The organism is Mucilaginibacter phenanthrenivorans (genome assembly GCF_024721155.1).
In the GTDB taxonomy this organism is placed as follows: Bacteria; Bacteroidota; Bacteroidia; order Sphingobacteriales; family Sphingobacteriaceae; genus Mucilaginibacter; species Mucilaginibacter phenanthrenivorans.
Map to the genome: position 1 here is coordinate 180,507 of NZ_JAHVAP010000005.1, position 24,562 is coordinate 205,068.

The following is a 24,562-nucleotide window of genomic DNA, read 5'->3' on the forward strand; positions in this document are numbered from 1 at the left end:
TCCGGTTAAAATACTATTTTACAACCTTTAAAACAATATGACCGGTGGTGAATTGCTGAATATTTGCAATGCCATGGGCGGCAGGCCTTTTGACCCTGAAAGGGTCCTACCCACCAACGCGGGGCAACACCCTGCGATAATATAGCACGTTATTTTACAGCCTTTAAAACAATATATGGCGACAGAGATTTGCTCTCAACCGGCACAATCCGTGTGGCAATTTTGCCTGCCCACCAAATGGTTTTCACAATCATCTTCGCCACTTTGTTTTGTTCTGATTTATTTTCCAGCCAGACCGTGAAGCGACCGTGGTAATAAGATTCAATTTCTGTTAAGCCAAGTTGCTTGCAGCTATCCTTCAGCAATTGCAGGTCCATGCTATTGATGTTGTGCTTGTCGTAATTCTCCTTGTCGAATTTACGCTGCACCCAGCCGTTTACACTTTTAAAATTCGGCAGTGTGATGAACAGAACGCCGCCCGGTTTTAAAAATTGCAGGTGGGTTTCAATAATGGCTTTGGTATCGTTAAAGTGTTCGATCAACCCAAACGACAGTACCATGTCGTATAATTTTTCCGGCTGATAGTTAAAAAGATCAGCTTCGATGATATTGATATCGCCGGATTTCAGCCCGTTCTTTTCCAGCAACTCATTGATTAGCTCCTGGTGGATATAGTAATCAAAAAGCGTGGTATCTAGCCTTTGATATTTTTTTAGATAAGTAGCATAATAGCCGGGAAATCCTCCCAGTTCTATAGCGTTCTTTATATTTTTTTCGGCAATCAGCTTAGCCAGGATATCGCCAAAAACGTAGTTGGGTTTTATATAAAATATCAGCCCCTTTCGTGATTCCCAAAAGGCCTTCCAAAATGAACGGTCGGTTAAATTTTGTTCCATTAATTATAATTCGATACCCGATAATTTTATTTTTCTTTTAACTCTTTACGCGCAGCGAAGATCGGTCGACCAGCGCAGCGTCGTCGGGTGAGTCAACTCTGCGCCATTCGTTTACGTAAATACATTGGCGTGAACATCGCGTGCAGATTTTACCCTCTGTCTCCTTCGTCGACATCTCCCCTAAATTTAGGGGGAGAAAGCATACTCTTGCGCATTTTATTTCTTCTCCAACACCCTCGCCGGATTTCCCACCACCGCACAATCAGATGGCACATCTTTAATCACCACCGATCCCGCACCTATTACCACGTTATCACCGATAGTAACACCGCCGATGATACAAACGTTTGCGCCGATATCTACATTATTACCAATCCGCGGACAGGCGCTAAAGCTGCCGTCTGCCAGTTTTTTATGGCCGATGGTGGTGCTGTTCCGCAAAACACAATTGCGGCCTATCACCGTGCCCTTATTCACCACCAATGCCTGCCCATGGTAAAGCGACAAGCCTTTGCCTACCGTTGTCTTCCGTGGCAGCTCAATCCCCAGCACCCACTCCACCCAAAAGCGGTAAAGCATGAAGTATGGAAAGAAGATAATTTTGGTAATGGTATAGCGGTTAAAAACCATCATCAACCTAAAGGAAAACAAAACCGATTGTGCTTTAAAATTCTGCCGGTTGGCGCTCCAATCCTGGAATAAATAAGCAAAAAAGTTCATTTTATAGTTTTCCGTTTTTTTGTTGTTGATCTGTGGCATTAATTACAGCCTTTTCAAAAGTAAAGTTTTCATTTTAGAATTGTTATAATTGCTGCGATAATTAGCACCACCACATGAAAGTAACTTTAATTAACACAGCCGATGCCGGGGGTGGTGCGCCCGCGGCCTGTATGCGCCTGCTAAAGGCGCTGCAATTAAAGCAGATTGACGTTAAATTACAGGTTCAGGAAAAGCTGACCAATGAGCCAAGGGTTGATAGCATAGGATCAACTTCTTTTGGCAGGCTTAAAGCTAAATTCAATTTTTTATTTGAACGGCTGCCGTTTATCTGGTTTAAAGCAAAGGATAAATCGGTAAGGTTTGCCTTTTCAACAGCGCATGCGGGAACGGACATCAGCAAACGACCGGATATTGTAAATGCCGATGTACTGCACCTTCACTGGACCAATGGCGGCTATCTTTCCATCAATAACTTAAAGCAATTACAAGAAACCGGTAAACCGATAGTATGGACGCTGCATGATATGTGGGCATTCACCGGCGGCTGTCATTACTCCGGCGACTGCGATCATTTTATTAATGAATGCGGCAACTGCTGGATGCTGCGTAATCCGGGTGAGGATGATCTGTCCCATTCCGGCTGGCTGCGAAAAAGTGGAATGCTGAAGGCGGCGAAAAACATGGTGTTCGTTACCTGCAGCCATTGGCTGGCAGATGTAGCGCGTACCAGTTCATTGTTGAAGAACTTCCGCATCGAAACCATTCCCAACCCGATTGATACCAGCCTCTTTTCAGCTAAAGACAAAGCAGCCGCGAGGGCTAAATTGAAAATCGACGCAAAAGCAAAGATCATCCTTTTCGGCGCCGCCAATATAATGGACAGGCGCAAAGGCATCACCTATTTGGTGGATGCGCTTAATGATCTGAAAAACAATTACCAGGAAGTCGAAGATATCGAAATCGTGATCTTTGGAAAAAACAAATCATTTGATGTAAGCTCACTTCCGTTTAAAGTTCACGAGGTGGGCATCATCAGCTCACAGGCTGATATCGCAGAACTTTACAGCCTTGCCGATGTATATGTTTCCCCGGCGATTGAAGATAATCTGCCAAACACCATTATGGAAGCATTATCCTGTTCAACCCCTGTTGTAGCCTTTAATACAGGCGGCATTCCCGATATGGTAGAACACCTGCAAAACGGCTACCTCGCCGAATTTAAATCAGCAACGGATTTTGCCGCCGGCATTCATTACGTTTTGGATAGTGAGCGCGGGGATTTCCTTTCAGCAAATGCGCGTCAAAAAGTATTGGACACTTTTACTAATGAGAAAGTTTCGGAACAATATATGGCTGTCTATGAATCAATATTGAAGAAATGAAAGCTTTTAATCACCTAAAATATCCCATCTTGTCATTGCGAGGAACGAAGCAACCTCGTAGCTATACAGGGCGGGTAGAAAAATGTAAAACATGCAAAGCGAAAATGCATAGCTACGAGATTGCCACGCTATCGCTCGCAATGACAGATTTGTTTTTATTTTGATCATGAAAGCATTTAGCCCCACTCTCTCCGTTATCACCATCGTTTACAACAACGAAAGGGATATTGAGCGCACGATGCTTTCGGTTTTAAATCAAACTTATCCCAATATTGAGTACATTATCATCGATGGCAACTCAAACGATGGTACCCTTCAAATCATCCAAAAATACAAAGCTCGCATAGCCAGGCTCATCAACGAAAAGGACGAGGGTATTTACGATGCAATGAACAAGGGCCTTGCTGCAGCCACCGGCGATTATCTGATCTTCATGAATTCCGGCGATGAGTTTTTTGAAGCGACTACAGTTGAAAATGTGTTTGCTACTGCCTCTGATGCTGACATTTATTACGGCGAAACCGAAATGATCAACGATGAGGGCCAAAGCCTCGGCCAGCGCCGACACCGGGCACCCGAACAGTTTACCTGGCGCGATTTTAAATACGGCATGAGCATCAGCCACCAGGCCATCTACATCCGTCGGGCACTTACCGAACCTTACGACCGCAAATATCAGCTCAGTGCAGATATCGACTGGATCATCCGCGCAGCTAAAAAGGCAAAAAAGATAGTTAACGTAAACCGCTATGTTGCCAAATACCTGGTTGGTGGCATGTCGAAGGCCAAACACCGCCAAAGTCTGGAAGAACGGTTTGACATCATGAAACGGTATTATGGTTTGGTGCCAACCGTTTTAAACCACGTTGTCATCGCCTTTAACCTGGGCTGGTATTGGCTGAAGAATAGGCGAACGAATGATTAAGGTTGGTTGTAGAGGTTGTAAGTGTTATAATAGTTTACATCGTATTTTGAACCATGATTTACTTGATAAAAGGATTACATGATGGAAGCGGACGATTATGCGCCGGGCATCAAGTCCATCTTCAAATCCTAAAAATCATGGTTCAAAAAAATAGCGATGAGCTTTTTCAACTCATCGCTATTTCTATTCAAATAAACATTCTTTACTTCTTTTTTGCCGGTCCCTTATTAGGCGCTGGTGCAGTTGCCGGTTTTTTAACAGCCGGCTCAGGTTTCTTTGGTTCAGGCTCCGGCCTCTTAGCAGCTTCCTCTTTTGATTTTTTGATACCGGAGTACGCCGCCCCACCCAACGCAATGATCAGGAATATTGATCCTGCAAGCGAGATTTTTTCGCCGGTGTAGTACGATGTTGGGTGGAAATCAAACTTAATAGTGTGGTTACCTACCGGGATCTGTGCTGCACGTAGAACATAATCGGCGCGGAAGTATGGTTTTTCCACTCCGTCTATCTGCATTGTCCAGCCTTTGTCGTAGTATATCTCGGAGAATACCGCGATCTGTGCAGTTGTTGAACCACTTTGATATACCAAATGATCCGGGTTATAGCTCACCAGTTTAATGGTGCCACTGGTGTCTCCCATTGGTTGTTTGCCATCTATCAGGTTTTTGTATTGCTGATCAACAATCGCTTCGTCTTTCGGCGAAAAGCTGCTGATGGCCTGCATTTCCTGGTCGGCATCCTTGGCATATTTTATATTCTTCACAAACCATGCATGTCCGCAAGCCGTAGGGTTTGATACCATGGTGAGGTTTTGTGATTTGTCACTGGTGATAAAATATTTCGAGTTCAGCATATCCAGCACATCATGATTTGGCGGATTCTGCATTATCTGTCCGTCTATCAATTCATCATAGCGTTTTAGTCGTGCAGCAGAATACCCGCTTAATGATTTGTGGAAGAACGGGTTGAATGTATCCTGCTTAAAGTTTTGCAATTGAGTGGCGTCAAAAACGCGGAAGTCAGGATCGGTGTCACGGTTAATAAAATTATCTACCTCGCGTGGTTTTACCTGGTTATCCAATTTGTCGGTAAAATTTGCATCTTTTAAATAGCGTTTATCTACCTGCCAAAGGTCTACCAGGATAAGCGCAAATAAACCTACAGATAGTAATGTAACATTTATTTTTTGCTTGATGAACGCAAAGATTATCCCAGCAGCAAGAATTACAAATATCAATGAGCGCAATGCATCTGCACGTTCCAGGCTTGTTCTGTCCGCAACAATGGCGTTTGCCACTGCAGTGGCTACACCTGAGTCGCCTTTAAGCGCCTGGGTAAGGTAAGTTATGCCTTGTTGGAAGTCGCTTGGTTTAAAGCTTAGGAAAACTGTTGGCACGGCCAGCAATATCAATAGCAATCCACCGATTATGTAAAATGCAAGCAACAGCTTCTTTAAAATTGCCTGTTTGTCCCTAGCGTTTATAATCTCCTGTACGGCTAAAAATGCGAGGATTGGGAAACAAATACTCGTAACTGCAATTATTGATTCTACCGTGCGGAACTTATTATACAGCGGGAAATATTTAAAGAACAGATCGGAAACATAAGGAAAATTACCACCGAATGAAAGCAGCAGGGTAAGCACCACGGTTGCCAGCAGCCACCATTTAAGCCTGTTCTTCACGATCAGCAACCCAAACAAAAACAGGAAGCAAACAACAGCGCCAAAATAAAACGGACCGCTTGTTGATGGCCGTTTTTCGCCCCAATAGGTAAATAAACCCGGGAAGCTGTTTGTAATTTGCTGTGCATAGGTACCTGCTTGTTCAGCTGGCACCTGTTTGTCGATAAACACCTTTGCAACTGCCGAGTTCTGATCAATCACATCATTATAGGTTGGACCGCCATATGCGTTTGGCACCAGGAATGTAAAACATTCGCCAACGCCCTGGCTGTACTGGTAAGCATAATCCTTGCTCAATCCGCTGCTTGGCTCCTTCGTATTTTGTTTCAGGTTTGATTGGCCACGGTAGCTGTCTTTACTGTACTCTGCAGTGCTCCATAATAACGATGCGTTTATTGCCAACGCAAGTAGGCCCGCAACAGCCAAATAACCTAACGATTTTAAAAAAGATGAAGTTGTCTTTGCCTTGATAGCATGGTATAATTCAATACCCAATAATATCAGCAGGGCAAATACCAGGTAATAGGTCATCTGCACGTGGTTAGCGCGGATCTCCATCGCCAGGAAAAGTGCCGTTAATGCACCACCGGTTAAGTACTTGCCGCGCAGGGTAAGGAAGATGCTGGCCAATAAAGGCGCAAAGAATGCTACAGCATAAACCTGGTTAGAGTGCCCTGCCACAAGCAATATAATATTGTACGACGAAAACGTAAATGCAAAGGCCCCTGCAGCCGCAAGCCACGGATTCAGCTTTAATACGATGAATAAAAAGTAGGTTCCAAACAACAATATCAGCACCGTATCCACGGGATTCGGGAATATGGCCTTTAGCGTAGATACGATATGCGTGGTAATATTATCAGGATACGGTGCCCAGATCTGGAATGCCGGCATCCCGCCGAAGATTTGGTTGGTCCATAAAATGGTTACCCCTTTATCGCGGTAATCGTTTATTTCCTTTTGGGTTGATTGAGCGCCCGTTACATCAGCTTGCCCTAATGTTTTACCCTGGAAAGCAGGGCCAAAATAAAAAAAGCATATCACCAGGAAAACCGCGCTTACCAGCAAGTGAATTCCGTTCCGCTTAAACCAATTGTTCATTTAAATTTCTTAAAAGGGATTATATTAATTCCTCAAAAATAGAAATTAGAATGATAAAGTAAATTATTAGTTTTTTTGAACTGTAAAACGCTTATTTTTTGTCGTTCCCCGTTTTCCTTCTTCTCTCCGCATATACAGCACCGCCTAAGGCCAGGATCAAAATAACAGAACCGGCCATTGAGATTTTCTCACCAGTATAATACGATGCCGGGTGAAAAATGAACTCAATTTTATGATTTCCTGCCGGGATCGACGCGGCTCTTAACAGGTAATCAGCACGGAAGTATGGTTGCTCTGCGCCATCTATCAGCATGTTCCAGCCTTTGTTATAATAGATCTCCGAAAAGACTGCAATACCCCCGGTTTTGGAAGTTGATTGGTAAGTAAGATGATCCGGGTTGTATGCGGTTAATTTGATTGTCCCTGTGGTGTCATTGTTCGGTTGAATTTCCTTCAACAGGCCTTTATACTGCTGATCAACAATTGCTTCGTCCTTTGGTGAGAATTTGTTTAACGCCTGCATTTCCTCGTCGGCATTGGCAACGTACTTAACCTGCCTTACAAACCAGGCATTCCCGCATGCTGCAGGGTTTGCCATTACTTTTAAACTTCTTCCGGTATCGGCGTTGATGATGTATTTGGTGTTCAGCATGTCCAAAACGGCAGGATTGATGCCTTTGGCGAATTGATTATCAACCAGCTCATCTATCCTTTTGAACCGCGCAGCTGAATAGCCGCCAATTGATTTATGAAAATAAGGTGTAGTAGCATCCTGCATTAAATTCTGGCTCAGGTCAATTACCCTGTAGTCGGGATCTTTGTCCTGCAGAATGGCCAGGTCGACGGGCCTTGGCTGAGGCTGCAGCGACTCCTGCTTGTCTACAAAGGCTTCATTCTTTAAGTATCGCTTATCAACCATCCAAAGGTCGGCCAGTATCAACACCAAAAATGCCAGCGATAGTATGGTAACATTTACTTTCTGTTTAAGCCACGCCCATAAGATCCCAAAACCAATCAACACAAAAATCAGGGAGCGGATTGCATCAGCCTTCGCAGCCGATGCCCTGTCCTGAACCAACGCATTGACAATATCAGTAGCCAGCGGTACATTACCCCCCGTAAGCCCTGCAGAAATTTTGCTGATCAAATCCTGATGCCCGTTTGATTTGAACGATAATATTACTCCAGGTAACACAGCCAGCAATAACGCAAGGCCACCGGTAATATAAAGCGCGATTTTTGCTTTTTTAAACAGTTCCTTCTTATCGGTTTCAACAATGCTTTGCTGGAGTGCTAAGATACCCAACACCGGAACGCACAACATCGCCACCGCCAGGATAGATTCAACAGCGCGGAATTTATTAAACAGCGGGAAATAATTAAAAAACAAGTCGGATACGAATGGGAAGTTATAGCCAAATGAAAGCAGCATGGCTAAAATTACCGTGGCCAGTAACCACCACTTGATCCTGTCCTTAACTACCATCAACCCAAATACAAACAGGAAGCAAATTACAGCGCCAAAATACCATGGCCCATCGGTAAAGGGTTTATTACCCCAATATAGCGGCAGGCTCTGCGCTACCCCTTGTGCCTGTTCGGGACTTACGCCCTTATCAACAAGCAGCTTTGCCACGTGCGATTCCGTGCCTTCGGGCCCGCTTGATGCGCCGCCGTAGGCATTTGGCACCAAAAAGCTAAGCGTTTCGCCAACGCCTTCGCTGTATTCATAAGCATAATCGCGTGCTACACCATTGCCTGGCTTTTTATCAGTTTGGGTAAGATTTGCCTTCCCGCGGATAGAACCACCGCTATACTCGGCAGTGCTCCATAATAGGGATGCATTAACCAACAGCGCCACTAAAGTTGCCGCTGCTATATAGCCTAGCGATTTAAAAAAGCCGCTTGTGTTTTTAGTCTTGACACCATTATACAATTCTATTACCAGCAAGATCAGCAACGCAATCATCAGGTAATAGGTCATTTGGATATGATTGGCTTTTATCTCGATAGAAAGAAACAATGCCAGCAATGATGAGCCCAGCAAATATTTGCCGCGCGTAACCAATATGATCGACGCAACAATTGGCGCAAATAAAGCTATCGCAAATTCCTGGTTGGCATGACCGGCAGCTATATATATAATATTGTACGATGAAAAACTGAATGCCAGCGCTCCGGCAGCAGCCAGCCATGGGTTCACCTTTAAAACATTGAATAAAAAGTATGACCCGAAAAGGAGTAGAAAAACAATGTAGATTGGCGCCGGGAAGGCAGTATCTAAAAAGTTAACAATGTGCGTGGCAATACTCCCCGGATATGGCGCCCAGATCTGGAAAGTCGGCATGCCGCCCAGTATTTGGTTTGTCCATAAAATGGTGGTGCCATTTGCCCGATAATCATTAATTTCCTTTTGGGTTGATTGGGCGCGGGTAACATCATTCTGACCCAATGTTTTCCCCTGGAATGCCGGGGTGAAATATATAAAGCAAACGATTAAAAAAATCGCCGCAATTAAAAAGTGAATGCCGTTCCGCTTAAGCCAGTTGCCCATCTATGTTTTGGATATGTTGTCCCCAAAAATAGAAATTAGAATGAGAAAGTAAGTTATTAGTTAAAATGGAGTAAAGAGCGGTTTAACAAAAAGGCTTTGTTTTTTACTCCCAACAGTTCTATTGTAAAAAATAAAACAGCAGAATAAACAGCACCAAAATAAAAATATGCGAAATATAGGCAATCCTGTCTGCCCTGTTATAAACTTCAAGATCCTTACGCAAGGTAAAGAAATTATAAACAGCCAAGCCGCCAAGTATTATCCAAAAGAACCAATTGATATGGTGGTGTTCTAAACAAAATATCGCACCAACTGAAATAATAACAAAATTAGCGATGATCAGCTTGATCGATTCCGCCATATTCTTATGCCGCCGCCTGGGCTTAAAAGCTTCCGGGATCAGCATAGCTATTTAATTTCCTCGTAATCGATAAACTCGCCTTCAGAATCTGGAACCTTATGTTTTGGCCCTTCGGGGATATAATCAACCCTAACTTTTGCATCGGCCTTAGGCTCGCTGCGGTAGTTTTGCTGATAATTTTGTTGCTGCTGCTCCTGTGCCTTATTCACCACGCTTTGAAAAAGCATCGGTAACATAAAACGCACAAGTGCCTTTATAATGTATAAAATAACTATCGCCAGTAATATAAAATCTAATAGCCTTGCCATGTGTACTAAAAGTTAGCCTGCAAATATAATATTATAACGGCAAAATTGTTTGCATATGATTTTGCGTAGTTTTTTGACACAAGCTTGATGCGATTGTTACAAGCTAAGAACGCTGACCTTTAATTACATGCATCGTCATTGCGAGGAACGAAGCAAACTATAGGCTATGCAGATCATGGAGCAATAAAATTGTGGTTACCAATCAAGCTGCTGTAAGATCAAATCAGCATAAAGGTCCATTGATTGTCCTGTGCAGAGTTTGCTTCGTTCCTCGCAATGACGCCCGGAGAACAACATCCGCACATTCGCAGATCCACGCGTCCGCACATTTTCCTCATCCACGCATTCGCACATCACTCCTAGAACTTCTCTTCCATCATCTTTTCCAGAGCAAACATTTCATCACGCAACTTGGCCGCTAACAGGAAGTCCATGTTCTTGGCCGCAGCTAGCATTTCCTTTTTAGTATTTTCGATTGATTTCTTCAGATCGGGCTTGGTCATATAGGCTACGATCGGATCAGCAGCAAGGCTTACCATATCGGCTTCCACGTAAGCCTTTTGTACACCGCCCTTGAAGTCCATTACCGAGGTTTGTTCCATTATTTCCTCGCGGGTTTTACCAACGGTAGTTGGCGTAATGCCGTGTTCAGTATTATAAGCTATCTGGATGGCCCGGCGACGGTCGGTTTCATCCATCGTCATCTGCATCGAGTCGGTAATTTTATCGGCGTACATGATAACGCGGCCCCGGTCGTTACGGGCAGCACGACCAATCGTTTGGATCAATGATTTCTCCGACCGTAAAAAGCCCTCCTTATCGGCATCCAAAATGGCTACCAGTGATACCTCCGGCAAATCCAGTCCCTCACGCAGCAGGTTAATGCCTATTAGTACATCAAACTCACCAAGCCGTAAGCCACGTAAAATCTCCACCCGTTCCAGCGTTTTAACTTCGGAGTGAATATAACGGCACTTAATACCCAGCCTGTCCATATATTTTGCCAATTCCTCGCTCATGCGTTTGGTGAGGGTAGTTACCAGCACACGGTCGCCCATTTTTATAGTTCTGTCAACCTCTTCCAACAGGTCATCCACCTGGTTTATCGCCGGGCGTACATCAATCAACGGATCAAGTAAGCCTGTAGGCCTGATCACCTGCTCAACAACTACGCCGCCAGATTTTTCCAGCTCAAAATCGCCGGGGGTTGCGCTAACATATACCGTTTGCGGGGCCAGTTTTTCAAACTCCTGGAAATTCAGTGGCCGGTTATCCAGCGCGGCAGGTAAACGGAACCCATAATCAACCAGCGAGATCTTCCTCGACCTGTCACCACCATACATCGCCCTGATCTGGGGTACGGTAACGTGGCTTTCGTCAATCACCATCAGGTAATCGTCCGGGAAATAATCCAGCAAACAGAATGGCCTTGCACCCGGCTGCCTGCCGTCAAAAAACCGTGAATAGTTCTCAATGCCCGAGCAATAACCCAGTTCGCGAATCATCTCCAGGTCATAGTTAACCCTTTCTTCCAGCCGCTTGGCCTCCAAAAAGCGACCATCGCCAATAAATTGTTTTTTACGGGTTTCCAGCTCTTCCTGGATGGCCCAAATTGATTGGGTAAAACGCTCACGCGGTGCAACGTATAAGTTAGCAGGATAAAGCACCATGTGCGTCATCTTTTCAACAGTCTTTCCTGTTGAAACATCAAAGCTGGTAAGTTCTTCTATATCATCCCCAAAAAATGAGATGCGGTAGGCATAATCTAAATAAGCGGGGAAAATATCCACCGTATCGCCTTTAACCCTGAAAGTTCCGCGTTTAAAATCGGCAGTGGTACGCGAATAAAGGATCTCAACCAGGCGGTGCAAAAATGCATTCCTGCTGATGCGGGTGCCAACAGCAAACTTGAACACTGACTCCTTAAAATCCTCCGGGTTACCCATGCCGTAAATACACGAAATGGAAGACACCACGATCACATCCCTCCTTCCCGACATCAGGGCCGAGGTGGTACGCAAGCGCAGCTTTTCAATTTCCTCGTTTATCTGCAGGTCCTTTTCTATATAAGTATTAGTTGTAGGGATAAATGCTTCCGGCTGGTAGTAATCGTAATAGGATACGAAGTAGTTCACGGCGTTCTCCGGAAAAAACTGCTTAAACTCGCCATAAAGCTGCGCGGCTAGTGTTTTATTATGACTTAATATCAGGGTTGGCTTCTGCGTTTGCGCAATAACATTGGCAACCGTAAAGGTTTTACCCGAACCGGTAACCCCCAGAAGGGTTTGAAAAGGGTCGCCGTTATTTACACCTTCAACCAATTGCCTGATGGCTTCGGGCTGGTCTCCGGTAGGTCTGTACTGAGAAGTTATATTGAAATCCATAGAGTAATACAAAGTTAGTTAATTAGATATGAGATTTGAGACGTGAGATATGAGATTTGACGTTAGTGTTATTAGCGAACAATTTATTTAGCATTATATTTCGTTTATTAATCAAAACTACCAGGCTATGTTGACAACCCTATGTCAGCAATATTTTATCAGCTTAAAATATTTTCCTAATTTCAGTCCGAAATCCAATTCTATCTCACGTCTCAAATCTCACATCTCAAATCTAAACACATGGTCTTCATCCTCAATCAAACCAACACCATCGCCAATAAGTTTTTGGCTGAGCTGCGCGACAGTAATGTACAGCAGGACAGGGCGCGCTTCCGCAATAATTTGGAGCGGCTGGGTGAGATCCTTGCTTATGAAATGAGCAAATCATTAAAATATGGCGAGTATGAGGTGCAAACGCCACTGGGTTTGGCAAATATAAACCTGCCGGAAACGGAAGTAGTTTTAGGCACAATCCTCCGCGCCGGGCTGCCCTTTCACCAGGGATTTTTAAATTATTTCGATAATGCGTGCTCGCTGTTCGCAACAGCCTATCGCAAAGTAAAAAAGACCGGTACGTTCATCATCAACGTCGACCATATCTCGACCCCCGATCTCAACGGCAAAACGCTGGTGATGTGTGATACCATGCTGGCCACCGGTCAAAGTCTTGTCCAGGTTTGCAAGGAGTTGTTAGCGCAATACGAAATCCAGGACCTGCACGTAGCTGCGGTTATTGCCAGCACGGAGGGCATTGCCCATGTGCGCGCCAATCTGCCAAAGGTAAAAATCTGGGTATGTGCCGTTGACGAGGAGATGACCAGTAAAGCGTATATAGTTCCGGGATTAGGGGATGCAGGGGATTTGGCGTTTGGGGAAAAAGTGCATTGAATTTCGGAAGTCGGATGTTCGATTTCGGATTTATTTTTCAATTTAATATTACATGAATAGAAACAAGGTCGATCTAAGACTAATTATCTGTGATTTTGAAGACATTGACCATAATACCATAACCAAAACGCTTGGGATAGACCCCGTATATGTGCGCATAAAGGGAGAAAAGCGAAACCCTAAAAAGGCTGAATCGCCCCTATGGGAAAACAATCTTTGGTCGATGAACAGCGGTCTTGACGAATACGCTTCGCTTGAAGATCAGATGAATGAAATGCTAAACATCATTGACGGTAAAATAAATGAGTTCAAGCCCCTTTGCTTAAAATATTATTGTGAATTTGCCTGTGCCGTATATACCTATAAGGGTAATGATGAAAGTACACCCTGGATTCATTTGGATAAGAGATACAATAAAATTGCCCTCGAACTGAATGCTGAATTTGACGTCGACCTTTATGTAGGGTAGTCGTTGGGGACTTTTCTTTGTTAGATTATCAAAGTGGCAATTAGAAAAGTCATCCCTTCAATGTAATATTGCAAGTTTGTTTTGTATTAACTTTGCAATGGTTCTAAAAATTCCGAAATGCAAAATCCGACATCCGAAATAAAAACATACAAACATATCTTCTTCGATCTCGACCACACCATCTGGGATTTTGATAAAAATGCGGAGGAAACGCTGTATGAACTTTATGATATTTATAGCTTAAGGGAGATCGGCCTGCAATCAGCATCTCTGTTTATTGAAACCTACACCCGTCACAACCACCAGCTTTGGGCCGAATACCATACCGGGAAGATCACCAAAACAGAACTAAGGGACACCCGTTTTAAAAGAGCATTTGCCGAATTGGGCGTTGACCACGATGCTATGCCGCAAGGTTTTGAGGATCATTACGTAAAACTCTGCCCTACCAAAACCAATCTTTTTCCGCACGCACATGAAACCCTGCAATACCTGCAAGGTAAATACAAACTGCATTTGATCTCAAACGGATTTAAGGAAGCATCTGAACTAAAGGTGGGCAATACCAATATCGGTGAGTATTTTGAAAACATTATTATCTCCGAGATCGTCGGCGTAAATAAACCCGACCCGGCAATATTTCAGCATGCGCTTGATTTGGCCGGCGCGCAAAAACACGAAAGCATTATGATAGGCGACAGCCTGGAAGCGGATGTTTACGGCGCCCTAAATTTTGGCATGGACGCCATTTATTTTAATCCGTTTAATGCACCCAAGCCGGATGATGTTCCGATGCAGATTAGTGGGTTGGATGAGTTGATGGGGGTGTTGTAGCCATCAATCGTAGGGGCGTATCGCATACGCCCTGTACATCGTTTTATATCCATCGTTTCGAAAATTGATACGGCGTTGGGCGTATGCGATACGCCCCTACAGAATCTTTACCGCAGAAACACATATTCCAAATCCATTTAAAACCCCTACCTTTAACTAAATGAACCTGAATAAAGAGCGTAAAACCATTGATGCCGCATTGGACGAGTACCGGGCCAAATTGGATACCATTCCTGATGCGCTTTTTACCGAAACCCCGCCGGGTGGCGGATGGTCGTACGCAGAAGTTTACTCGCATATTTTAAAGGCTACCTTAGGTTCGTCAATAGCTTTGGAACGCTGTACACATAACAACTGCGAGGCTACTAAAAAGGGATTAAACCTCATAGGCCGTTATTTAATGTTAACGGGGCGCTTTCCGCCTGTACGGATAAAAGTACCCGAAGGTACCGAAGCAAAAATGCCGGCCGAAAAGATCAGCAAGGAAGACGCTAAAAACCTGCTGGTAAAATGCCGTAAACGCATCGACGATACCTCGCCACTATTAAAGAATTCGTTACCCACTTCGCGTATCAAACACCCCCGCCTGGGCATGCTGAATGCCGGCCAATGGTATAAATTTATCCGGGTACACTTATTGCATCATTTAAAACAATTGGGGCGAATTGAAAATAAATTTCAGGCTGCGTGAAACCTTTTACATTTAACACAGTCTTAACAATTAAATAATCCGGTTTTCGGATATTTGTAAAAAATGTAGCAGATGCATAACGAGTTAGCATATATGGTTGTAGGCAGCTTACTATTTTTAGTTTGCATATACTACGTTAGCCCATTTGAACTTAAAGTTAATGACGACGACGAAGAGGAAGATTAATCGTTGCTTCTATAATTGTTATTTAATTTACCGGCATCTCCTACCGGACGGACAAATATCCCCCCAATTTTAATGGCAAAACGCGAAGTTGATATTGTTGTTATATCCGACGTGCACCTTGGTACATACGGATGCCACGCCAAAGAACTGCTCAAATACCTAAAGAGTGTAAAGCCCAAAATTCTTATTTTAAACGGCGATATTATTGATATCTGGCAGTTCAGTAAATCGTACTGGCCCGAAACCCACATGAAGGTGGTGCGCCGCATTTTAAAATTTGTTACCGATGGCATCCCGGTTTATTATTTAACAGGCAACCACGACGAGATGTTGCGCAAATTCGCCGACTTTAACATGGGTTCGTTCCAGTTAATGAATAAAGTGGTGCTGAATATAGATGGTAAAAAAGCGTGGATTTTTCATGGCGATGTGTTTGACGTAACCATGCAACATTCAAAATGGCTGGCAAAGCTTGGCGCGGTTGGATATGATACCCTGATATTGATCAACAGCTTTACCAACTGGCTGCTAACCGCGATGGGCAGGCAAAAAATGAGCTTCTCGCAAAAGGTAAAGGCCCGCTTCAAGGAAGCCGTTAAATTCATCAATCAATTTGAACAAACTGCAGCCGACCTGGCTGTTGATAAAAATTACCAGTTTGTTATTTGCGGGCACATCCATCACGCCGAAATCAGGCAGATAGAGTCCACAGAAAAAACAGGCACCGTTACCTACTTAAATTCCGGCGACTGGGTGGAAAGCCTTACTGCGCTTGAATACAACAAAAAAACCTGGACCATATTTAAATATGACCCCGCAGATTTTAATACCGATGCCGATGAAGACGACAAAACAGACATTGAGGACCTTGATGCAAAAATGGATGTAAGCTTGTTGTTGGCACGTTTTAAACAGGAACAGGATTAACTTTGGTTTAAAAAGTTTTAAGCGTTATAAGTGTTGTAAACGTTTCCTAAAATTGGAATGTTAGTATTTTATTATCGGGTTTTGACACAACCTATTCAAAATTTCGACAAGTTTGCGTACATCAAAAATTAATGGTTTCTACCACTACAACGTCTGCAACCCTTATAACCTCTCGTAACTAACTATGAAAATACTCTTCGGCATACAGGGAACAGGGAACGGCCATATCAGCCGGGCCCGCGAAATTGTGCCCCTGCTGCAAAAGTATGGTGAGGTTGACCTGCTGGTGAGCGGCACCGAAGCCGAGGTTACCCTCGCGCAGCCCCTTAAATATAAATTTCACGGCTTTAGCTTTGTATTTGGTAAAAGCGGCGGTGTTGACAACTGGGCTACGCTCAAACTGATGAACCTACCCCGGCTTTGGCGCGACATCCGCAGCTTGCCGCTAAAGGAATACGATCTGATTATCAACGATTTTGAACCGGTTAGCGCATGGGCCTGCAGGCTGCAAAAGATTCCTGCAGTTTCGTTAAGCCACCAGTGTTCATTTGTGTCGCCCAATACTCCCCGGCCATCCAAATGGAGCTTTGCAGAATTGCTTTTAAAATACTATTCGCCAACCACGCACCACGTGGGTTTCCATTTCGACAGGTATGACGATTTTATTCATACGCCGGTGATTCGCAGCGAGATCCGCAATCTTAAAACATCAAACCTGGGCCATTATACCGTTTACCTGCCCGCTTATGACGATAAGTTCCTCATCAAATACCTGAGCAAAACCAATAAGCAATGGCAGATCTTCTCCAAGCGCCAAAAAACGCCTTACGTAGAGGGCAACGTGGAGATCTTCCCGGTAAACAACGAAGCTTTTAACAAAAGCCTGGCCAGTTGCGAAGGCTTATTAACCGGCGGCGGCTTTGAGGGCCCGGCCGAAGCTTTGTTTCTGCAGAAAAAAGTAATGATGATCCCCATGAAGGGCCAATACGAACAGCAATGCAATGCGCTTGCCGCCTCCAGGCTTGGTGTACCTGTAATTCATGAAATTGATGACCATTTTATTTTTCGCTTAAACAACTGGATAAGTGATGATAATAAGGTCGTTGTAAACTTCCCCGACGAAACCGCACAGATCGTGGATGATTTGGTAAAGAAGTACGCCAAATAACAGATCCGCAATAAAATCGCAACCTTAAACTGTTTCTTAGCGCATTTGTGCTAATTTTGCCGGCAGAAACAACGGCCCTTAATGATCAGTTTTTTTAAAGCGCTCAATCCGCTTAATATTTTATGGCTCGCAGTAATATTGTTCGTTTCGCGGGCGGGTTATTTGTTTGCGGGCCCCGGTACAACTGTATTTACCTTTTCCGAACCTGTTTCCAGGCTGCTGATCGCCCCTGGCTCGTTTATAAACCCGGCATCAACATCCTACAATATCTTGCTGGCTTCCATTTGTGTATTTGCGCAGGCGCTGCTGTTAAATCACCTGGTTAACCATTATAATTTATTGGGCAAGCCCACATTTTTGCCGGCACTTATGTATATAACGGTGTCCGGCCTATTCACTTCCTTTTTGGTATTGAGCCCGCCATTACTGTGCAATTTCCTGGTTATCTGGATGCTGTTTAAGCTGTTCAGCTTTTATAAAAGCAACGATGCCAAGTCGGCCGCCTATGATTTGGGGATGATAGTAGCTGTAGGTTCTGTAATCTACCTGCCATTCATTTACCTTTTCTTAGTATTATGGATAGCCCTGGTAATTTTCAGGCCCTTAAACTGGCGCGAGATCCTGGCAAGCATAGTAGGCTACGTGACAGTATTTTTCTTCCTGGCTGTATATTATTACATGAATGACAGCCTGAACCAGTTTTACAATATCTGGCTGCCCCTTGGCACCAAGTTTCCGGATAGCATAAACATTCATTATTTAAGCTACCTGGTGCTTATCCCGGTAATAGTGATATTGGCTCTTTGCTTTATAAAACTGCAGCAAAACTTCTTTAAAAGCTATGTGCAGGTGCGTAAATCGTTCCAGTTATTGTTTATTATTTTTTTGGTTGCCGCCCTTTCATTTTACGTAAAAACGCCCTTTAATTTGAATCACTTTATACTGTGTGCGGTACCTTGCGCGGTATTTTTTTCGTACTATTTTCTGTATGCAAAAAATAAATGGTTCTATGAATCGCTGTATTTGCTGCTGCTAATCAGCATCATCTATTTTCAGTTTAACACTTTTTAACTTTTACATTCGTTCAAATCACGACTGTTATATTAGTTTTGTATCATTATTACACAAAAAATCAAATTAATGAAATTTGGAGTAGTTATATTTCCCGGTTCTAATTGCGATGAGGATATCATCTATGTATTAGAAAAAATAATGGGCCAGCAAGTGGTTCGTTTATGGCACAAGGACCACGATCTTCAGGGTGCTGAGTTTATTGTTTTACCCGGCGGCTTTTCCTTTGGCGATTACCTTCGCTCAGGTGCGATTGCGCGTTTTTCGCCAATTATGCACGAGGTTATCCAGTTTGCTGCAAAAGGCGGCTATGTGCTGGGGATTTGCAATGGCTTCCAGGTTTTAACCGAGGCAGGCCTGCTACAGGGTGCATTGCTGCACAATGAGAACCGTAAGTTTATTTGCCGCAACATTTATATGAAGGCGCAAACTTCAAATTCGTTAATTACTGCTCAAATTGATCCGGAACGTGCATTGAAGATCCCTATCGCCCATGGCGAGGGTAATTATTTTGCCGATGCGGACGTTTTGAAATCACTTTATGATGACGACCTGGTGTTGTTTAAATATTGCGACGAATTTGGCATGATCACACCTGAATCAAACCCTAACGGCTCGCTGGATAATATTGCAGGTATCACCAATATCAACCGTAACGTGTTTGGCTTTATGCCACACCCCGAGCGGGCTTCTGACCCTTTGGTGGCAAACGAAGACGGATTGGCAATTTTTGAATCGATTTTATCACTGGTTAGAGTTTAACTAGTCTAAAGCCATCAGTCGTGACTCGCTAGTCGATTTTGATTAAAGACTCAGGGCCTTCGACTCAAGACTCAGAACTAAAAAATGGAACTGGTTATAGACATCGGCAATACCTTTACAAAAATTGCTGTTTTTGACAATAACCAACTGCTCCAAACGGAGCATTACCAACCGGCAGATTCAAGCATTATAAATAAGATTCTTACTGATTATCCCATAAAAAGGGCCATCATATCATCAGTAAAAAAGGACAGGGAAGAGTGGCAAGGTTTATTGGCCCAAAAAGTTAAGCTAATATACTTCAGCGCAGGGATGACAAGTGGCATAACAAACCACTATTTAACCCCAAATACGCTCGGGCTCGACAGGCTTGCCGCGGTTATCGGGGTATATCACCTGTACCCGGGTAAGGACAACCTGGTGATTGACGGGGGCACCTGCATAACGTATGATTGGGTGGATGCAGCCGGGAATTATTTTGGCGGCAGTATATCACCGGGGTTAAATATGCGTTATAAGGCATTAAATAATTATACCGCAGGCTTGCCTTTAATAAATGCGGATGAAACTTTCAATGCCAAAGGCGGCGACAGTACAGCATCAGCCATATTATCAGGTGTGCAAAACGGAATAAAATACGAACTGGAAGGCTTTATTGAAAGCTATAAAAGCAGTGAAAAGGAACTGAATATTGTACTAACCGGGGGCGACAGTATTTTTTTTGATAGCCTGTTAAAAAATAGCATCTTTGCCCCCTGTATAAAAATTGAACCCCATTTGGTTCTCAAAGGATTAAACGCAGCTATACAAACTAATAATGATTAAATATACCAGGTTTTTTATAATAATTTTACTTGCTGTTTCTGCACTTGGAGCAAAGGCACAATCAACTGCCACAACAAGCTCACCCTATTCGAGGTACGGAATAGGCGACTATGATCCTTCCGTTTTGCCGCAGACCAGGGCGATGGGCGGCATTGGTACTGCTATCAATAAAATAAACAACTACAATACCATTAACGTACTTAATCCGGCTTCATACGGTGCAATAAACTATACTACTTTTGACATCGGTATATACACAAACATAGTAAGTCTTTCCCAGACCGGGCAAACAGGTACAAGTAATTCCAATTTCAGGTTAAGCCATGTGAATTTTGCAATTCCTGTAACCAAGCACTCAGCACTTAGCTTTGGTTTAATGCCTTACACCGAGATGGGGTATAACTACAAGCAAACTCGCACTAACTTCGGAACTGGATCAGCAGTTGATACCAACGCCGTTAATTACCTGTACCAGGGCGATGGTGGCTTGTCAAAGGCTTACATGGGGTATGGTTTTGGCCTTGGTAAACACGTGCTTTTAGGCGGTAACATATCTTATATATTTGGTAACCTGGTGCAAACCAGCTCAACCGAGATTCCTACACTGTACGGTACCCTTAACTCAAGAATTGAACAAAGCAACAGCATTGGCGGTTTGAACTATGATTATGGTATTCAATACTCATTTGATTGGGCTGATAACACCAAACACGTAGTGTTGGGCTACTCGGCATCAACAGCCAACAGCATCAACAATACGGAATCGTACATTGTAAGCCAGTATACCTATGACAGCAGCGGCAATCAAAATACGGCGGCCGACTCCATTGTGAATAACAAAAGCACCAAAACAAAAATCAAGCTTCCGCAGATCAACCACTTCGGTGTATCGTACCAACGTGACGGACATTATCTTGTTGGTGCCGATTTTACTATGGGGCAATGGAGCAACCTTACTATAGCCGGCGCCAGTGCAGGTTTTCAAAACAGCAAAACATTTAACATAGGTGGGCAGATCACCCCAAACAACAATGCATTGCGTAACTACTTCGCCAGGGTTGATTATCGCTTAGGCTTTATATACGACGAAACCTATCTTAATTTAAATAACACCAATATTAACCGTTACGCTGTTACCTTTGGTTTTGGGCTGCCTTTGGCGCCGGCACAAACGCTTAACACCTTTTACAAAATAAACCTTTCTGCCGAGCTTGGCAAACGCGGAACGGTTGAAAACGGACTGGTTAAAGAAAACTATATAAACATCCACTTAGGCTTTACGCTTAACGATAAGTGGTTCCTGAAATATAAGTATCAATAAATATAAAAGAAAACCAGGGATCAATAGCCGGGAACGATAAGTTACCGGCATTTTATTTTTAATACTATTTGTATTGGTTTTTATAGATCGAAATAAAATAAAGGACAATAATTTCGCCGCCCCGCGTTTTCATTGTATTGACACTTTCCATTTAAGTTCCTACATTCACAGCCATGCATAGTCGCACAATAAAGTTATCGCACCTGTACACACCAGTATTGGTTATTTGCGCGCTGGTGTTATTGAGCGCATGTGAAAACTCCCTGGACGATATCAAAAAAATAGCCTCTAAAGAAGAGAATAAACCTATTTCCCGCTCTTTTGGTGTAGATGTAATCTATAGTGATTCCGCAAGGGTTAAGGCCCATCTTACGGCCCCGGTAATGATCTCGTACGACGACACACCCAAGCCCTATAAAGAAATGACAAAGGGGATCAAGATAGTTTTCTATGACATCAATTTAAAGGAGAACGGCAACATTGTTTCAGACAATGCCATCCAGCACGACAAGGAAAACATCATTGAGTTTCATAAAAACGTGGTGGCCACAAATGCGCAGGGCCAGATCTTTAAATCGGACGAGTTGATTTATGATATGAACGCTAAAAAAATGCATTCATCAAAGCCTGTCGAAATTATATCACCTAACGGCAACATTGTTGACGGGATAGGCTTTGACAGCAATGAAACCTTTTATCCCTGGCATATTGACCAAATGACCGGGAATTTCTATGTAGATGATAAAGAAGTACAATAGGAAGAATTATAGCGCCAGGTGCAGGAACAAAATTCGCGAAGAGTAAATTTCTAAATGATTTATAAACTGATTTCGGGCACAAACAGATCCATTTTTTAATAATTTAACACACAAAAATTTGTGTTATAGAATTTTATTAAAAATTGTATCTTGCGCCCTCTTTTAAACAATATAAAATAAAGTAATTATACAGGTATATGGGTGTTATGGGTTTTTTGCGGGAACGAATGGGGAAGATTCTCGCATTTTTTATTGGGTTTGCACTACTTGCATTTATTGCAGGCGAAGTTGTTAAATCAGGTGGTTCAATGTTCAGAGATGATCGGAACCTGCTGGGTGAAGTGAACGGCGAAAAAGTTGGGTATGACGAGTTTAATAAAAAATTTGAGCAGAATGCCAACCAATTCAAACAGCAATCGGGCCAAAATAATTTAACACCTCAAATTACGGCTTATGTACAGGAAACCACCTGGAATAATACCATAAGCCTGATGATCCTGAAAAAGGAAGTTGACAAGCTTGGTTTAGTTGTAGGCGATGATGAAGTTAACTCAATGGTTAATGGCAACAATCCCGATCCGCAAATTGTGCAGGCATTCGGCAACCCGCAAACCGGCAAGGTTGATGTAAACAGGTTCAATACGTTTAAGGCTAACCTTGCAGCAGCGAAAGCTGATGACCCGTTGAGGCAACAGTGGGCCGATTTTATTGAGAGTTTGATAGGCAACAAGCTAAATCAAAAATATGTTGCGCTGGTAACTACCGGCCTGTATGTTAACTCGCTTGAGGCTAAAGAAGATTACCAGGCAAAAAACAAACTGGCTAATTTTAAATACGTAACGCTTGACTATGCATCTGTACCTGATAGCAAAGCTGTACCAACTGATGCAGACTACCAAAGCTACTATGATGAGCATAAAAATGAGTTTAAAACTACCCAGGAATTAAGAACTTTTGATTATGTGAGTTTTAACGCTGCTCCGTCGAAAGACGATTCAGCTGCAGTAAAGACCAAGGCTGAAAAAATAGCTGCAGACTTCAAGGCATCTACAAACGATTCGCTATTTGTACAGGTAAACTCTGAAACAAAAGTGCCAATTACCTATTTGCACAAGGGACGCCTTGATCCAAAGCTGGATTCAGTAATGTTTACTGCGCCTAACGGCTTTATGGTTGGCCCGTATTTAACTGCAGGCAGCTATAAAATTGCAAAACTGGTTGACTCGCATGTTGAAGCCGATTCAGTAAAGGCACGTCATATCCTTATTGATGCCAACACGATCGGTGTTGACAAAGCGAAGGCTAAAGCCGACTCAATTGAGAAATTAATTAAAGGCGGAAAATCATTTGCCGAAATGGCGAACATGTATTCTATCGACAAGCAATCGGCGGCTAAGGGCGGCGACCTGGGTACATTTGCCCGTGGCGCAATGATCCCTGTTTTTGACGATGCAGTTTTCAGCGCTAAAAAAGGCGACGTGAAAATAGTTGTTTCGCAATTCGGCGTTCACCTTGTAGAAATTGAAGATCTTAAGGGATCGTCAAAAGTAGTTAAGGTTGCTTTGGTTGATGTTCCGCTAAAGGCCAGCAACGCAACGCAGACAGCCGTATACAGCAAGGCACAGGGCTTTTTAGGTAACCTTACCAAGGAAAACTTTGAAGCAGAAGCAAAGAAAGAAGGCCTGCAGATAAAAACCGCTGCCGACGTAAACGGCATTGCGGGTTCCATCCAGGGTGTTGAAAGCGCCCGTGATATTGTAAAATGGGCTTTCGGCGCTGAAAAAGGCGATTTCTCTGACAAGGTATACATCACCGGCGATCAAAATATTGTTGCTCATCTAATGGAAGTTAAACCGGCAGGCATACTTTCGCTTGATGCGGTGAAAAAACAAATCGAGCCTATGGTGAAAAACCAGGTAAAGGGTAAAATATTGTCTGATAAACTACAGGCAGCATTAAATGGTTCTACAACCATTGACCAGGTTGCTCAAAAGGCAGGCGCTAAGGTTAACCCGATCCAGAATATTGTTTTTGCAAACCCTGTTATCCCGGGTTCATCAACTGAATACAAGGTTGTGGGTACTGTGTTTGGATCACAGCCAAACAAACTGTCAAAACCGGTTGAAGGCACACAAGGTGTGTTTGTATTTAGTGTTGATAGCTTTATAAATCCTGCCCCGCTTGCAAACGCAGTAAGAGAGAAGGATCAATTGAGCCAGGCGCTAATGCAACGCTCACAATCACAGATATTTGATGCCCTGAAAGATAAGGCGAATGTAAAAGATTACAGAGCTAAGTTTTTATAGTAACTTTTAAAGTATTTTTGTATCCGGGATGGCTTCATAGC

The 24,562-nt window shown here is 43.3% G+C and carries 21 protein-coding genes; 14 read left to right on the forward strand and 7 right to left on the reverse strand.

Translation table 11 applies throughout. From position 1 onward, the window contains the following. Window positions 1-149: 149 nt before the first annotated feature. Both KXD93_RS12975 and KXD93_RS12980 read right to left on the reverse strand, forming a co-directional pair. Window positions 150-896: a class I SAM-dependent methyltransferase gene (locus KXD93_RS12975; protein WP_258137540.1), complete on the reverse strand. Its 747-nt coding sequence runs from the start codon at window positions 894-896 to the stop codon at window positions 150-152. Window positions 897-1,112: 216 nt separating this feature from the next. Further along, window positions 1,113-1,616: a serine acetyltransferase gene (locus KXD93_RS12980; protein WP_258137541.1), complete on the reverse strand. Its 504-nt coding sequence runs from the start codon at window positions 1,614-1,616 to the stop codon at window positions 1,113-1,115. A 113-nt stretch (window positions 1,617-1,729) separates the two neighbouring features. On the opposite strand from KXD93_RS12980, the gene KXD93_RS12985 reads away from it, so the two are divergent. Further along, a complete protein-coding gene (locus KXD93_RS12985; protein ID WP_258137542.1) occupies window positions 1,730-2,998 on the forward strand; it encodes a glycosyltransferase in 1,269 nt (422 codons plus the stop codon). 166 nt (window positions 2,999-3,164) lie between these two features. Continuing rightward, window positions 3,165-3,923, forward strand: coding sequence for a glycosyltransferase family 2 protein (locus KXD93_RS12990; protein WP_258137543.1), 759 nt, complete (start codon window positions 3,165-3,167; stop codon window positions 3,921-3,923). Between the two features lie 202 nt (window positions 3,924-4,125). Here KXD93_RS12990 and KXD93_RS12995 read toward each other — a convergent pair whose 3' ends face one another. The 5 genes from KXD93_RS12995 to uvrB form a co-directional block, all read right to left on the reverse strand. Further along, window positions 4,126-6,708, reverse strand: a complete 2,583-nt coding sequence (locus KXD93_RS12995; RefSeq protein WP_258137544.1) for a hypothetical protein — start codon at window positions 6,706-6,708, stop codon at window positions 4,126-4,128. Window positions 6,709-6,799: 91 nt separating this feature from the next. Beyond that, complete coding sequence (locus KXD93_RS13000; protein ID WP_258137545.1) at window positions 6,800-9,262, reverse strand: YfhO family protein; 2,463 nt, start codon at window positions 9,260-9,262, stop codon at window positions 6,800-6,802. A 118-nt stretch (window positions 9,263-9,380) separates the two neighbouring features. Further along, window positions 9,381-9,668, reverse strand: a complete 288-nt coding sequence (locus tag KXD93_RS13005; RefSeq protein WP_258137546.1) for a hypothetical protein — start codon at window positions 9,666-9,668, stop codon at window positions 9,381-9,383. A 2-nt stretch (window positions 9,669-9,670) separates the two neighbouring features. Continuing rightward, on the reverse strand, window positions 9,671-9,931 hold the full coding sequence (locus KXD93_RS13010; protein WP_258137547.1) for a DUF4834 family protein: 261 nt from the start codon (window positions 9,929-9,931) through the stop codon (window positions 9,671-9,673). Between the two features lie 359 nt (window positions 9,932-10,290). Then, entirely contained in the window at window positions 10,291-12,315 is a 2,025-nt protein-coding gene (gene uvrB / locus KXD93_RS13015) for an excinuclease ABC subunit UvrB (protein WP_258137548.1), read from the reverse strand. 240 nt (window positions 12,316-12,555) lie between these two features. Here uvrB and upp point away from each other — a divergent pair, with 240 nt between their 5' ends. The 12 genes from upp (at window position 12,556) to KXD93_RS13075 (ending at window position 24,521) form a co-directional block, all read left to right on the forward strand. Next, the gene (gene upp / locus KXD93_RS13020) at window positions 12,556-13,203 is read left to right on the forward strand and encodes a uracil phosphoribosyltransferase (protein ID WP_258137549.1); all 648 of its coding nucleotides are present in this window, start codon (window positions 12,556-12,558) and stop codon (window positions 13,201-13,203) included. Window positions 13,204-13,255: 52 nt separating this feature from the next. Then, window positions 13,256-13,672 (forward strand): DUF4279 domain-containing protein, encoded by a 417-nt coding sequence (locus tag KXD93_RS13025; RefSeq protein ID WP_258137550.1) that lies wholly within the window; start codon window positions 13,256-13,258, stop codon window positions 13,670-13,672. A gap of 117 nt (window positions 13,673-13,789) precedes the next feature. After that, the gene (locus tag KXD93_RS13030; RefSeq protein ID WP_258137551.1) at window positions 13,790-14,506 is read left to right on the forward strand and encodes a YjjG family noncanonical pyrimidine nucleotidase; all 717 of its coding nucleotides are present in this window, start codon (window positions 13,790-13,792) and stop codon (window positions 14,504-14,506) included. Window positions 14,507-14,666: 160 nt separating this feature from the next. After that, entirely contained in the window at window positions 14,667-15,197 is a 531-nt protein-coding gene (locus KXD93_RS13035; protein ID WP_258137552.1) for a DinB family protein, read from the forward strand. A 258-nt stretch (window positions 15,198-15,455) separates the two neighbouring features. Continuing rightward, complete coding sequence (locus KXD93_RS13040; RefSeq protein ID WP_258137553.1) at window positions 15,456-16,310, forward strand: UDP-2,3-diacylglucosamine diphosphatase; 855 nt, start codon at window positions 15,456-15,458, stop codon at window positions 16,308-16,310. Window positions 16,311-16,494: 184 nt separating this feature from the next. After that, complete coding sequence (locus tag KXD93_RS13045) at window positions 16,495-17,478, forward strand: glycosyltransferase family protein (RefSeq protein ID WP_258137554.1); 984 nt, start codon at window positions 16,495-16,497, stop codon at window positions 17,476-17,478. Between the two features lie 81 nt (window positions 17,479-17,559). Next, complete coding sequence (locus KXD93_RS13050) at window positions 17,560-18,549, forward strand: DUF6427 family protein (protein WP_258137555.1); 990 nt, start codon at window positions 17,560-17,562, stop codon at window positions 18,547-18,549. Window positions 18,550-18,618: 69 nt separating this feature from the next. After that, entirely contained in the window at window positions 18,619-19,311 is a 693-nt protein-coding gene (gene purQ, locus KXD93_RS13055; protein WP_258137556.1) for a phosphoribosylformylglycinamidine synthase subunit PurQ, read from the forward strand. An 84-nt stretch (window positions 19,312-19,395) separates the two neighbouring features. Next, entirely contained in the window at window positions 19,396-20,136 is a 741-nt protein-coding gene (locus tag KXD93_RS13060; RefSeq protein ID WP_258137557.1) for a type III pantothenate kinase, read from the forward strand. Further along, on the forward strand, window positions 20,129-21,457 hold the full coding sequence (bamG, locus tag KXD93_RS13065) for a BamG family beta-barrel-assembly machinery protein (RefSeq protein ID WP_258137558.1): 1,329 nt from the start codon (window positions 20,129-20,131) through the stop codon (window positions 21,455-21,457). The genes KXD93_RS13060 and bamG overlap by 8 nt, the downstream gene beginning before the upstream one ends. A 173-nt stretch (window positions 21,458-21,630) precedes the next feature. Then, entirely contained in the window at window positions 21,631-22,215 is a 585-nt protein-coding gene (gene lptC, locus KXD93_RS13070; RefSeq protein WP_258137559.1) for an LPS export ABC transporter periplasmic protein LptC, read from the forward strand. 206 nt (window positions 22,216-22,421) lie between these two features. Continuing rightward, the gene (locus KXD93_RS13075; RefSeq protein ID WP_258137560.1) at window positions 22,422-24,521 is read left to right on the forward strand and encodes a peptidylprolyl isomerase; all 2,100 of its coding nucleotides are present in this window, start codon (window positions 22,422-22,424) and stop codon (window positions 24,519-24,521) included. The last annotated feature ends 41 nt before the right edge of the window (window positions 24,522-24,562 follow it).

Excerpts from the sequence above, each read along its gene's own strand:
- KXD93_RS12975 (WP_258137540.1), bottom strand. The coding sequence starts at position 896 with ATGGAACAAAATTTAACCGACCGTTCATTTTGGAAGGCCTTTTGGGAA.
- KXD93_RS12980 (WP_258137541.1), bottom strand. The coding sequence starts at position 1,616 with ATGAACTTTTTTGCTTATTTATTCCAGGATTGGAGCGCCAACCGGCAG.
- KXD93_RS12985 (WP_258137542.1), top strand. The coding sequence starts at position 1,730 with ATGAAAGTAACTTTAATTAACACAGCCGATGCCGGGGGTGGTGCGCCC.
- KXD93_RS12990 (WP_258137543.1), top strand. The coding sequence starts at position 3,165 with ATGAAAGCATTTAGCCCCACTCTCTCCGTTATCACCATCGTTTACAAC.
- KXD93_RS12995 (WP_258137544.1), bottom strand. The coding sequence starts at position 6,708 with ATGAACAATTGGTTTAAGCGGAACGGAATTCACTTGCTGGTAAGCGCG.
- KXD93_RS13000 (WP_258137545.1), bottom strand. The coding sequence starts at position 9,262 with ATGGGCAACTGGCTTAAGCGGAACGGCATTCACTTTTTAATTGCGGCG.
- KXD93_RS13005 (WP_258137546.1), bottom strand. The coding sequence starts at position 9,668 with ATGCTGATCCCGGAAGCTTTTAAGCCCAGGCGGCGGCATAAGAATATG.
- KXD93_RS13010 (WP_258137547.1), bottom strand. The coding sequence starts at position 9,931 with ATGGCAAGGCTATTAGATTTTATATTACTGGCGATAGTTATTTTATAC.
- uvrB (WP_258137548.1), bottom strand. The coding sequence starts at position 12,315 with ATGGATTTCAATATAACTTCTCAGTACAGACCTACCGGAGACCAGCCC.
- upp (WP_258137549.1), top strand. The coding sequence starts at position 12,556 with ATGGTCTTCATCCTCAATCAAACCAACACCATCGCCAATAAGTTTTTG.
- KXD93_RS13025 (WP_258137550.1), top strand. The coding sequence starts at position 13,256 with ATGAATAGAAACAAGGTCGATCTAAGACTAATTATCTGTGATTTTGAA.
- KXD93_RS13030 (WP_258137551.1), top strand. The coding sequence starts at position 13,790 with ATGCAAAATCCGACATCCGAAATAAAAACATACAAACATATCTTCTTC.
- KXD93_RS13035 (WP_258137552.1), top strand. The coding sequence starts at position 14,667 with ATGAACCTGAATAAAGAGCGTAAAACCATTGATGCCGCATTGGACGAG.
- KXD93_RS13040 (WP_258137553.1), top strand. The coding sequence starts at position 15,456 with ATGGCAAAACGCGAAGTTGATATTGTTGTTATATCCGACGTGCACCTT.
- KXD93_RS13045 (WP_258137554.1), top strand. The coding sequence starts at position 16,495 with ATGAAAATACTCTTCGGCATACAGGGAACAGGGAACGGCCATATCAGC.
- KXD93_RS13050 (WP_258137555.1), top strand. The coding sequence starts at position 17,560 with ATGATCAGTTTTTTTAAAGCGCTCAATCCGCTTAATATTTTATGGCTC.
- purQ (WP_258137556.1), top strand. The coding sequence starts at position 18,619 with ATGAAATTTGGAGTAGTTATATTTCCCGGTTCTAATTGCGATGAGGAT.
- KXD93_RS13060 (WP_258137557.1), top strand. The coding sequence starts at position 19,396 with ATGGAACTGGTTATAGACATCGGCAATACCTTTACAAAAATTGCTGTT.
- bamG (WP_258137558.1), top strand. The coding sequence starts at position 20,129 with ATGATTAAATATACCAGGTTTTTTATAATAATTTTACTTGCTGTTTCT.
- lptC (WP_258137559.1), top strand. The coding sequence starts at position 21,631 with ATGCATAGTCGCACAATAAAGTTATCGCACCTGTACACACCAGTATTG.
- KXD93_RS13075 (WP_258137560.1), top strand. The coding sequence starts at position 22,422 with ATGGGTTTTTTGCGGGAACGAATGGGGAAGATTCTCGCATTTTTTATT.